Source organism: Shewanella glacialipiscicola (assembly GCF_023283485.1).
In the GTDB taxonomy this organism is placed as follows: Bacteria; Pseudomonadota; Gammaproteobacteria; order Enterobacterales; family Shewanellaceae; genus Shewanella; species Shewanella glacialipiscicola.
On record NZ_JAKILU010000012.1, the window covers coordinates 1 to 11,000 of the forward strand.

Here is an 11,000-nt window from a genome sequence, read left to right on the forward strand (position 1 = left end):
GGGTTCGAACCGATGACCTATACCTTGGCAAGGTATCGCTCTACCAACTGAGCTAATGTCGCATAATTTGTATTAATGATTTGGTAAATCATTAAATTTTAATTTGGAGCGACATATCGGGTTCGAACCGATGACCTATACCTTGGCAAGGTATCGCTCTACCAACTGAGCTAATGTCGCATAATTTGTATTAATGATTTGGTAAATCACTAAATTTTAATTTGGAGCGACATATCGGGTTCGAACCGATGACCTATACCTTGGCAAGGTATCGCTCTACCAACTGAGCTAATGTCGCATTTTTTTCATTAAGAGCTATCGCTGCTACATTTGCCTTCAACATTAACAAAGGTATCGTATTCCAACCTTTGCCAACTAAGCTAATGTCGCATTCAATCTAAATGAGCAGAACATCTCGTTCGCACCAAAAAGTTGAGGCCGCATTATATGAAAAATTCATGCGGCTGCAACCCCTTCTTGCATATTTATCTACTGATCGGTCAAATTTTAAATACTTTACTGCGATAATACTGCAATTCGGCAATCGACTCTTGGATATCCTGCAATGCTTGATGAGTGTTTTGCTTCTTAAGGCCCGCCATCGTTTCTGGGCTCCAACGCTTCACAAGCTCTTTAATCGTGCTGACATCTACATTGCGATAGTGGAAATAATCCTCTAGCTCGCGCATGTAACGATTTAAGAAGCGTCTATCTTGGCCAATACTGTTACCACACATTGGAGATGCACCCTTAGGCACATACTGCTCTAAAAAGGCAATAGTCTTTGCGACGGCTTGCGCTTCAGTTTCTTGGCTGGCACGAACGCGGTCAATGAGTCCAGATTCACCATGATGTTTCTGGTTCCAATCATCCATAGCCGCAAGCGCCTCATCTGATTGATGAATGGCAATAACTGGACCTTGACCAATAATATTGAGTTCTTGATCTGTCACTAAAGTGGCAATTTCAATGATCCTGTCGACGTCGGGCTCTAACCCTGTCATTTCTAAATCAATCCAAATGAGATTATTTACATTTGCCGTCATAAATCAGCCTTATCATGTCAGTTAGCCTAAATTCAGGCTTTTTTATTCAAGAGTGTGTATCATACTGCTTTTTTGCAACACAAAAAATCACCTAATTGACGAAGACGAATCAGTGACTAAAAAGAAACCCCTAAGCCAAGGTCAATTACGCCGTATGCGTGCTAATCACGAGAAGCGACTCGCTCGTGATACGGGCGAAAAAAATACGCCGGAGCTACAAGATAGTTCACTGGGACAAGAACAGCCCGGTACGGTAATTTCGCGTTTTGGCCAACATGCCGACATCGAAACCGAAAGCGGCCAAATAGTGCGCTGTAATATTCGCCGTGCCGTTACCAGCTTAGTCACTGGCGATAAAGTGATTGTACGCTTAGCCATTGAAAGCCAAGCCAATAGCGGTATCGCAGGTATTGTTGAAGCGGTTCACCCACGTCGCTCATCACTTACACGACCCGATTTATACGATGGCGTAAAAATCATCGCATCGAATATCGACCAGATTTTGATTGTGTCGTCAGTATTACCGAGTTTTACTACCCAGATCATCGATCGTTATCTAGTTGCCGCCGAAGATACCGATATTCCGCCTATCATCATTTTAAATAAAATTGACTTACTCAATCCCGATGAGGCGCAGGCCATAGATGAAGCACTACAACGCTATAAAGATATTGGCTATCCGGTATATAAGGTCAGCAGTAAGCTAGGTGATGGTATTGATACCATTAAAGGCATACTTAAAGATAAAGTGAGTGTATTTGCCGGCCAATCGGGTGTAGGTAAGTCATCGATCATCAATGCCTTATTACCCGATGCTGAGCTGGTTATCGGTGATGTATCAGACAATTCAGGTTTAGGTCAACACACCACAACCACAGCCAAACTATTACATTTACCCAGCGGTGGCGACTTGATTGACTCCCCTGGCGTGCGCGAGTTCGCCCTCTGGCATCTTCCAGCACAACGTGTGGGTTGGTGTTTTATCGAATTTCGTGAATATCTTGGCGCGTGTAAATTCCGCGATTGCAAACACGGTGACGATCCCGGCTGTGCACTGCAAGCTGCGCTGAGCGAAGGTAAAATCAGCGCTGATCGCTTTAATAATTACCACAAAATAATCGCTAGTTTAGATGAACAACGTCATGCTCGCCATTTCCGTACGGCAGCGGATGAATAATAACTGATTGATAAATAATAATGCTCTCAGTAAAGATTGAGCAGTAAGAAAAGGAATTAACATTGGATAACCTCAAAATAGCCTTGCAGTACATGCTGCCAAAACACTTATTATCTCGTTTAGTGGGCAAATTCGCCGCCGCCGAAGCGGGCGCTTTGACCACTGCTGCCATCAAGTGGTTTATCAAACAATATAAAATTGATATGAGCGAAGCGGCGCAAAGTGAACCCGAAGCCTATAAAAGCTTTAATGCCTTTTTTACCCGCGCACTCAAACCCGGGATTCGTCCGTTAGATCTAGATGCCGATATTATGGTGCACCCCGTCGATGGTGCAGTTAGTCAATTAGGCCCAATCAAAGACGGCCGTATTTTTCAAGCAAAAGGCCATCATTATTCATCGTTAACACTGCTTGGCGATCAAGCCGATGATGCAAAGCGCTTTGAAGGCGGTGATTTTGCGACTATTTATCTAGCACCGAAAGATTATCACCGTATTCACATGCCGATTAAAGGCACCTTATCCAAAATGACTTATGTTCCTGGGGAGTTGTTTTCAGTTAATCCGCTTACCGCTAAACACGTTCCTGGTTTATTTGCCCGCAATGAACGGGTGGTAGCGATTTTTGAAACCGAATTAGGACCACTGGCTATGGTATTGGTTGGCGCAACGATTGTCGCCAGTATCGAGACCGTATGGGCAGGAACCATAACACCACCTACAGGTAAACAAGTATTTACCTGGAAATACCCAACTCAAGGGCCTGATGCCATCACCTTAGATAAAGGCGAAGAGATGGGCCGTTTCAAATTAGGCAGCACAGTGGTGATGTTGTTTGCTAAAGACACTATCCAAACTTTTGCAGAAGGTGTTGAAGCCGAAGCGGTAACTCGTATGGGTCAAGCGTTCGCCAATCTTAGAGATACAAAAAAGTAAATTAAGCATGCTTACATTTACGCCAACATTGACGATGAGTTGACTAACATCTAGCCGTACTGCTATTTAGCAGTACGGCTTATTGGGCGGCATTATCAGGCATAGTTGCGAGCATACATAGACGCATCCAGAGCCGCGACCACCATATTCAAACCCCACCCATTACACCGACAAAAAAAGAACGCCTGAAACATACCAATCTCAACGCAACTTGGCTAATATGGTACGTCTTTTGCCTCTAAATATTTTAGCCTATATGCCACGTATTTTATTGTTCGTTATTGTTTTTTTCTCATTTTCCGTTCTCGCCAACTCCCCATTGCAGTTGGACAAACGTCTTGGCATAAACAAGCAAGATCAACAACAAAATCTCACCATTGATGAGCAAATAAACGATCTAAAAATTAACATTGAGAAGCTCGCTGCCAGCGCAACCAGCTTCCAACAGGCACAAATCGATTTTGAAAAACATAAAAAAAACACTGATAAAGCACTAAAAGAAGCTTACAAACCGCTGTCCTTGGAAAAAGGCACCGATCTCAGCCAGCAGGCTTCTATGGCCTATCTTCGCCTATCTGAGCTTAAAGAAAGCGAATCGAGCTTAGTTCGACAAGTTAACGATTTACTACAACGCCAGAATGAGCTGCCAGCCGTCATTACCAGTGCAAGACAAAATGTGGCTCAGAATAAAAAAGCTGAACTCGCGCCATTAGATACACCAACCGGTGAATTACAACAAACACAGCGGCTGTTCTTTGAACAAAGCCTAACCACCAATGAAGCTGAGCTAGCCAGTAGCCAGAAGCGCATTGAGCTGACGCAATTACAACTACAACTAGTGCGTCAACAACTGATACAACAAGAAGCTTTCATTGAAACCATCAATAAAGCGATCAATAAACAACGCCAGCAAAACACCGATGCGACCTTGGCCAAAAACATCGTCAATACTGATAAAGTTATCGATCCTATTACCCGCAACATTGCCGATACCAATCAAATTTATGGCCAGAAGCTGCAAACATTAACCTTGCAGATTAATAATGTCGTCGAACAGCAAGAACAAGCTGAAACCCAATATCAATCTCAAGCAAAACAGCTCGCCAATATCCAAGAACAAATTACATGGGTCAAAATGAACTCCGCCTTTGGTGAGCGTTTTTTGCAGATATTACAATCACTGCCTAAACCCCCAAATCATGAAAAGCTTCAGACGCTCATCGCCGATGCCCGTTTAGATAGATACCATTTAGAGCAACAGCAAGCACTCAATGAGCAAGAACTAGAACATCCCGGTTTATACAATGAACAACAAATTAAACTACTGCATTCGCAGCAAAGTTTAATTACCCAGTTGATGCAAAGCTATGACCAATACCTGAGTGAATTAGGCAAGTTAAGAGTTAACTATCAGCAATTAAGTCAACAGCACCTCACCCTAAAAAATACCCTTAATGAACATTTATTCTGGGTCCCTAATGCCGCTAGCATTAGTAAGTTATGGCTTACGGATCTCGAGCGCAGCACAGTATGGCTGGTGAGACAGGCACAGTGGGATGAATTGGGTAAAGCGTGGGACGAACAAAATGATTATTGGTATTGGTGGGTTATATTGCTGGTATTATGCTTAGTCGTACAAGACCTTATTACGCCTAAATTCAATAGCTTATTAAATCACTATACCACCTATGTCGGTAACGTAACCCAAGATAAGTTCATTTACACGCTCAAAGCCCTTGCTTGCAGCTTAGGTTACGCATTAATCAAACCTACCCCTGTGATTTTGGCGGGTTTAATTTTTTACCACTCTGATCGTAATTTTGTGCAGGCCGTAGGCATGGGCATACTGGCCATTGGCTTAGTCTACCTTTTATATCGTTTTATCTTTATTCTCACACTCGACAAAGGTGTGCTGGTCGGCCATTTCAAACGTCCATCAAAACTTATCCAAGCGGGGCAATTTAGATTCAGGCACTTTGTGTTGGTAGCCAGCCCATTGTTAGGCTTGATGGGCTTTACCGAAATACTGGATGCATCATTGATACGTAATAGTATTGGTCGCGGCGCATTTATTGTGTTTTGTATTGTTTTATTTTTATTTTATAAAGACACTTTAATTCTCAGTCGTAAAAATACTGCTCCACAAAAAGACGATAAAAATAAAAAGCTTATCCAAAAAATGCTCTGGTTTTTGTTAATCTCAGTTCCCTTACTCAGTGCAGTACTCGCGTTTAAAGGGTATTACTTTACCGCCTTCCAAATGCTGCTCCAGCTGCAATTATCTATCGTGCTGGGTCTAGGCTTCTTGTTGCTATATCAGCTCATTAAACGCTGGATGTTAATTGAACGCCGCCGTATTGCTTTCGATCGCGCCAAAGCGAAACGGGCTGAACGCTTAGCACAAAGGGAAAAAGGCGAAACACACCATCTATCAACCGATGGACTCGATACCTATGAAGAGCCGGTAGTAGATCTCGAAACCATTTCGAGCCAGTCACTTGGGCTAGTGCGTTCGCTATTATTATTGGCCTTTTTAGCCAGTTTAATTGGCCTATGGACGCAAACCCATACGGCGTTATTTACCTTTCTCGACGGTATTACGTTGTGGACAACCAATACCAGTGTGAATGGCTTAGAACAACAATTACCTATCACCATGAAATCCTTGATGTTTGGGCTTATTGTGGTCGGTTTTTCAATGATGATTGCCACCAATTTACCCGGTTTACTTGAACTGATGATCCTACAAAGATTGGACCTATCACCCGGTACGGGGTTTGCGATTACCACAGTAAGCCGTTATCTAGTGGTCTTTTTAGGGCTATTAATCGGCTTCTCTAATCTCGGGATGGAATGGTCTAAACTGCAATGGCTGATTGCCGCACTCTCGCTCGGTTTAGGTTTTGGTTTACAAGAGATTTTTGCCAACTTTATCTCGGGCTTAATTATTTTATTTGAAAAACCAGTACGTATTGGCGATACCGTGACAATTCGTGATTTAACCGGGACTGTGAGTAAAATTCAAATACGGGCAACAACCATCATTGATTGGGATAGAAAAGAAATTATCATTCCAAACAAGGCCTTTATTACGGAACAATTAATTAACTGGTCATTGTCCGATCCGATTACGCGCGTCATTGTTTACGTATCCGTTGCGCGCGATTCTGATCCTGCCAAAGTCGAGGCAACGCTGTATCAAGCAGTGCAAGAATGTGAAGATGCACTGGCAACCCCAGAGCCCGAAGTGTGGTTTGCCGGTTTTGGTAAACATACTCAAGATTATGAAATCCGTGCTTACGCAAAAGATATGCCATCACGCTGGCCACTTCGCCATGATTTACACAAACGAGTGACTAAAAAACTCAAAGAAAACAATCTTGAGCTCGCCTATCCGCAGATGGAAATCTATATTAAAAATAGTCAAAATAGCGAGCCAAAAAGTATTATCAGAAGCTAATAGGATTACACAATATGCTCATTTTTGCCCACCGTGGCGCCAGCGGTTATCAGACCGAAAATACGTTAGCTGCTATGGAAAAAGCGTTGCAATTAGGCGCGCCAGCGGTTGAGCTCGATGTGCATAATGTCGAAGGTGAGCTGGTGGTGTTTCACGATCGGCGACTCGATAGCAAAAGCTCAGGCTCGGGGATTATCCATTTAGTGAGTAAGGATTATCTGGCAGGCATTAATGTAAAAGGTGAGCCAATACCCACCCTATGGCAGGTGCTAGAATTAATTGCAGGACGCTGTATAGTCAATATTGAATTAAAAGGCATAAATACCGTCATGCCGTTAATCGATTTATATCCGAAGGCTTTAAAACAACTGGGTTTTACCGAAGAACAGTTACTGATCTCTTCTTTTAATCATCCTTATCTACGTGAGTTTAAACAAGCACTCCCAAACGCTTTAGTCGCGCCGCTGCTCGCCAGTATTCCACTCGAGGGTGCCGCCGTTGTCAGCCAGCTTGATGCCTATTCCTTGAATTTAGATGTGAGTTTCATCAATCAAGCGTTAGTTGATGATGCACACCAGCGCGGCGCCAAAGTTTATGTGTATACCGTCGATCATGCCGATGATATTCATGCCCTTAAAAAAATGGGCGTTGATGGTGTGTTCAGCAATTATCCCGATCGCGCCATGCAGGCTTTAACTCAAGTAATCACCACCGATTACCTTGGTTACTTTGAATAAAGTGTGGTTGATTAAGACTGATTATTTCGCTGAGCCCAATAGCCGATAAAAATAAACATCGTCATAATCAACAGAAACATCCAATGGGATGGCATAGCCACTATGTGTCTTGCTACCCAAGGGGTGGCTTTAACAATCAATAAGCCGTAACCAAAAGCATTAATAATAATAAAAACAAAGGTCCGCAACACAAAAGAATGCCCCAATAAATGGCGTCTTAAGAGACGATTGACGTCTGCTGAAAAGACCAAAATGAGACATACCACCATAGCGGTAGCAATATCAAATGCCCAAGGGCGCAGCATGTTTCCCAATTGGGCAATAATGGCGACTAACTGATCAAACATAATAAATTAACCTAAAAAATACCGCGTAAGCCAAGTTAATAGCCGAAGCAGTGCATTGAAAAATAACAATAACTAAGCATAAATGGAGACGCCATGGGGCACAAGTTACTCTTACTCACAAAGGCAAATCAACAATACCGCGACTTAATTGAGGCGCTGGTACTCCCAAACTTAGTGCTACTCAACGATGATCCCAAAAACTTAACAGAGGCCGATATTTGGTTAGCTGAACCCAAACTAGCAGCACCATTATTACCTCATGCAAAAAATCTGCAATGGTTACAGTCCAGTTTTGCGGGCATAGATGCCCTGATGAGTCCAGGGGGGAGAAAAGACTACCAACTGACCAATATTAAAGGCATTTTCGGCCCATTGATGAGCGAGTATGTGTTCGGTTATTTACTCGCGCACATCCGCGGCCACGATTTTTATCGGCAGCAACAACGGCAAAAATACTGGCAGGTTGAGCCACTGCCACGCCACACTAGCTTACAAAGCATGCGCTTTCTTTTGCTGGGAACTGGGTCAATAGCTCAGCATTTAGCGAAAACTGCACAACACTTTGGCATGCATGTCACGGGTATCAATAGCACTGGTAATACGGTTGACGGTTTTGATGTCATCGAAACGATGCCAACATTAGGAGAAGCCCTGACAAAGGCCGATGTGGTGGTTAATTTATTGCCCAGCACGCCAGCAACCCGTAATGTCCTCAACGTTGATATGTTGGCAATGTTAAAGCCAGATGCCATTTTGTTTAACGTCGGCCGCGGTGATGCACTTGATCTTGACGCGCTCAATAGCCAACTTATCGTTAATCCCACTCAACAAGCGATTATTGATGTTTTTACTCAAGAGCCATTACCCAATAGCCATGCTATTTGGGAGCGGGAAAATGCCATTATCACTCCGCATATTTCGGCACCAAGCCAGCCAGAACAAATCGTGACTCTATTTAGCCAAAACTATCACAGCTACTTAGCTGGAAAGCCATTACTCAATATCATTGATTTTAATAAAGGTTATTAGAGTAACTCACCTTAGATGCTTATTGGTTAAGTTGTGACCACTACGATGCACCAATAAAAAGCCGAGCGATGGCAGTTAGGGAAAACTGCCATCGAATAATAATTAAGCGGGTTTATTCAAATAATAACCACAGGTGTATTGCATTTGATAAGCGTTTTCATTTAGAATTAAAGCAATTCATTTGGGAGGCTAAAAAATGTACGTTTGTCTTTGCCATGCAATCACAGATACACAAATTAAAAACGCAGTAAGCCAAGGCGATAGCTCTCTTGCTGACGTCAAAAAGCGCTTAGGTGTGGCCGACCAATGTGGTAAGTGCGCCAGAATGGCGGTGCAGATTATCCAGAACCAATTAGAACTTGAACCCAATTACTATGAAGTCGCCTAAGCAAAATTGGCACTAAAAGCACTAACCGCAAAGTTATTCATAAGCGAAGAAAAACGCTTGCACAGGCCGCATAAGTTAGATTAAAACCAATTAAATTAAAGGCTATTACATAAAAGACTGTTACGTTAAAAATAACAGTAAATTTTTTATCTCCACCTCGTCTTGTCCTTATTCGCCCCCGTATTTTCGCTTCCCAATAGTTCTATCTTGCATTCAATCCTAAAGATAAAATGGGACACTGATAGCCGCCAAAAGACCATAAAACTTAACCTGCTGATACAAAATAATAATCCCCACCAACCTAGATTATACCAATCACATTAAATATCTAATCAGTTCAGAGCCTCACAAGTATTTCAATCCGAGGCGCATTGACGCAGAAATGGTTATTCCCTTTTAAGTCAATGCAACGGGAGTGGGATGACTGTCAGCCTCCCAAAGGGCGGCTGATTTAACTGCATGGCAACGCGCTTTATACTGCGTTTAAGGCTTTCGACAGAGCACCACTATGTCTTCAATCCTTCGCCTTGTCTAAAGCGCGTTGAACTCCCGCTGAATGAACAGATATTTAATACGACTGGTATTATCTAGCATAAATTCAATGGGGATATTTCACTGCTGCTATAGGATAAAAGTCATTATTTAACCTGAATTCGATGTATGGACTCTACCAACCTACAGTCGTAAGTTGGTGTCGACCAAAACAAAAGGAGTCCATACATCGAGTTCAGGTTATTTACGCTTCAACAAATAAGCGGCCTCATTTAGCCAAGGTACTGCTTTTTTAATAAATCGAGGATTTTCCGCTAACACATCTTGTGATGCTAACACCTCGATATCAAAGTCATCACTCAGATGCTGTTCAACCCAAGTCGGCGATACTGCAAACGGCGGACCATTTAAGGCTGCTTGTGGATAATCTAAGGTCACTAATAAACCTATGCTGCCGCATGGTAATAAGTTTGCCAACTGCTTAGCATAATGCGCGCGCATGTTTTCTGGCCAAGCAATGAGAGCAGCACGATCATAAAAAGCCATCACCTCTTGTGTGATAGTCTTAGGCAAAGTGAAAATGTCACCTTGATACACGCTGATCTGCTCTGTTTGATAATGTTGGTGTTCACCAACTGCCGTTTGCGTAAGCTCAAGCTGGTTATCAGTAAAAAACTGCTGCACAGCCAGTTCATTTAGCTCACAGCCAATCACTTGATGCCCTTGCTCGGCTAAAAAGCACATGTCTAGCGACTTGCCACATAAGGGCACAAACACTTGAGCGTCCGCCGGCAGCAAGAGCTTCTGCCAATACTGGACAAGGAAAGGATTGATGTCTTGCTGATGAAAACCTATATGTTGCAGATTCCATTTTTCATGCCAAAAACCGGGTTCCATGGTCTATCTCTATTCGCTAAAGTGACCCTTACTTTAATGGCATTTTTAAGTCGATGCAAAGCTCCTTGCGATTCGACCGATACAACAATGTAAAGACTAAGTTACTGATCTAACGTAGCTTGCACTTTACGCAGCCAAACGCAGTTATCACATTGACATTGACGACGTGATAGATGATGCGGACTTAAAGATGAATCAATAAAATCTACCGCTATTAATAGCTGCTGTTTTAGCTCTGCGACTGATTTTTCATTCACGTCCACTAGCTCATCATTCTGATTCATCCAGATACATTCCATCCCCTGATGGCAGGTTAAACATTGTTCGTCACGATCATTAAAAAATACCGCATGCGGACAATGGGTGACTTCCATTGACTGTAAAATTCGCTTACGCGGATAGTCTAATAACTCAATCAACAAGGCTTTATATTGGGTGGGCATACGCCCTCCTTAGCTACACTTTTTCTGTCGGTTAATTAACAAATACTTA

10 protein-coding genes and 2 tRNA genes are annotated in these 11,000 nt (G+C 42.7%); 6 read left to right on the forward strand and 6 right to left on the reverse strand.

What is annotated here, in order from left to right:
• Nucleotides 1-104: 104 nt before the first annotated feature.
• The 3 genes from L2717_RS10650 to orn all read right to left on the reverse strand — a co-directional run bounded on the left by L2717_RS10650 (nucleotide 105) and on the right by orn (nucleotide 1,046).
• Nucleotides 105-180 (reverse strand) — tRNA-Gly (locus L2717_RS10650).
• Nucleotides 181-222: 42 nt separating this feature from the next.
• Nucleotides 223-298: transfer RNA gene (locus tag L2717_RS10655), tRNA-Gly, on the reverse strand.
• 202 nt (nucleotides 299-500) lie between these two features.
• Nucleotides 501-1,046 (reverse strand): oligoribonuclease, encoded by a 546-nt coding sequence (gene orn / locus L2717_RS10660; protein WP_076498504.1) that lies wholly within the window; start codon nucleotides 1,044-1,046, stop codon nucleotides 501-503.
• A gap of 112 nt (nucleotides 1,047-1,158) precedes the next feature.
• Here orn and rsgA point away from each other — a divergent pair, with 112 nt between their 5' ends.
• From rsgA to L2717_RS10680, 4 genes are all read left to right on the forward strand, one after another.
• Complete coding sequence (rsgA, locus tag L2717_RS10665) at nucleotides 1,159-2,223, forward strand: small ribosomal subunit biogenesis GTPase RsgA (protein ID WP_220774730.1); 1,065 nt, start codon at nucleotides 1,159-1,161, stop codon at nucleotides 2,221-2,223.
• Between the two features lie 62 nt (nucleotides 2,224-2,285).
• Entirely contained in the window at nucleotides 2,286-3,158 is an 873-nt protein-coding gene (asd, locus tag L2717_RS10670) for an archaetidylserine decarboxylase (RefSeq protein ID WP_220774731.1), read from the forward strand.
• A 256-nt stretch (nucleotides 3,159-3,414) separates the two neighbouring features.
• On the forward strand, nucleotides 3,415-6,618 hold the full coding sequence (locus L2717_RS10675; protein ID WP_220774734.1) for a mechanosensitive ion channel domain-containing protein: 3,204 nt from the start codon (nucleotides 3,415-3,417) through the stop codon (nucleotides 6,616-6,618).
• Nucleotides 6,619-6,632: 14 nt separating this feature from the next.
• Nucleotides 6,633-7,355 carry a glycerophosphodiester phosphodiesterase gene (locus tag L2717_RS10680; protein WP_220774732.1) on the forward strand — a complete coding sequence of 241 codons (723 nt, stop codon included), beginning with the start codon at nucleotides 6,633-6,635 and terminating at the stop codon, nucleotides 7,353-7,355.
• An 11-nt stretch (nucleotides 7,356-7,366) separates the two neighbouring features.
• On the opposite strand, the gene L2717_RS10685 is transcribed toward L2717_RS10680, so the two are convergent.
• Nucleotides 7,367-7,702 (reverse strand): DUF3392 domain-containing protein, encoded by a 336-nt coding sequence (locus L2717_RS10685; RefSeq protein WP_248938045.1) that lies wholly within the window; start codon nucleotides 7,700-7,702, stop codon nucleotides 7,367-7,369.
• Between the two features lie 93 nt (nucleotides 7,703-7,795).
• Between L2717_RS10685 and L2717_RS10690 the strand changes: the two genes are divergently transcribed.
• Together L2717_RS10690 and L2717_RS10695 are read left to right on the forward strand one after the other, a co-directional pair.
• The gene (locus tag L2717_RS10690; RefSeq protein ID WP_220773051.1) at nucleotides 7,796-8,731 is read left to right on the forward strand and encodes a D-2-hydroxyacid dehydrogenase; all 936 of its coding nucleotides are present in this window, start codon (nucleotides 7,796-7,798) and stop codon (nucleotides 8,729-8,731) included.
• A gap of 196 nt (nucleotides 8,732-8,927) precedes the next feature.
• Nucleotides 8,928-9,119 carry a bacterioferritin-associated ferredoxin gene (locus tag L2717_RS10695; protein ID WP_076498521.1) on the forward strand — a complete coding sequence of 64 codons (192 nt, stop codon included), beginning with the start codon at nucleotides 8,928-8,930 and terminating at the stop codon, nucleotides 9,117-9,119.
• A 732-nt stretch (nucleotides 9,120-9,851) separates the two neighbouring features.
• Here L2717_RS10695 and L2717_RS10700 read toward each other — a convergent pair.
• Together L2717_RS10700 and L2717_RS10705 are read right to left on the reverse strand one after the other, a co-directional pair.
• The gene (locus L2717_RS10700; protein ID WP_220773052.1) at nucleotides 9,852-10,508 is read right to left on the reverse strand and encodes a thiopurine S-methyltransferase; all 657 of its coding nucleotides are present in this window, start codon (nucleotides 10,506-10,508) and stop codon (nucleotides 9,852-9,854) included.
• A 101-nt stretch (nucleotides 10,509-10,609) separates the two neighbouring features.
• The gene (locus L2717_RS10705; protein WP_220773053.1) at nucleotides 10,610-10,951 is read right to left on the reverse strand and encodes a hypothetical protein; all 342 of its coding nucleotides are present in this window, start codon (nucleotides 10,949-10,951) and stop codon (nucleotides 10,610-10,612) included.
• Nucleotides 10,952-11,000 lie beyond the last annotated feature (49 nt).

What these genes read in the sequence shown, in the direction of transcription:
- L2717_RS10695 (WP_076498521.1), top strand. Translation starts at nt 8,928, where the DNA reads ATGTACGTTTGTCTTTGCCATGCAATCACAGATACACAAATTAAAAAC.
- L2717_RS10690 (WP_220773051.1), top strand. Translation starts at nt 7,796, where the DNA reads ATGGGGCACAAGTTACTCTTACTCACAAAGGCAAATCAACAATACCGC.
- L2717_RS10675 (WP_220774734.1), top strand. Translation starts at nt 3,415, where the DNA reads ATGCCACGTATTTTATTGTTCGTTATTGTTTTTTTCTCATTTTCCGTT.
- L2717_RS10705 (WP_220773053.1), bottom strand. Translation starts at nt 10,951, where the DNA reads ATGCCCACCCAATATAAAGCCTTGTTGATTGAGTTATTAGACTATCCG.
- L2717_RS10700 (WP_220773052.1), bottom strand. Translation starts at nt 10,508, where the DNA reads ATGGAACCCGGTTTTTGGCATGAAAAATGGAATCTGCAACATATAGGT.
- L2717_RS10680 (WP_220774732.1), top strand. Translation starts at nt 6,633, where the DNA reads ATGCTCATTTTTGCCCACCGTGGCGCCAGCGGTTATCAGACCGAAAAT.
- L2717_RS10685 (WP_248938045.1), bottom strand. Translation starts at nt 7,702, where the DNA reads ATGTTTGATCAGTTAGTCGCCATTATTGCCCAATTGGGAAACATGCTG.
- orn (WP_076498504.1), bottom strand. Translation starts at nt 1,046, where the DNA reads ATGACGGCAAATGTAAATAATCTCATTTGGATTGATTTAGAAATGACA.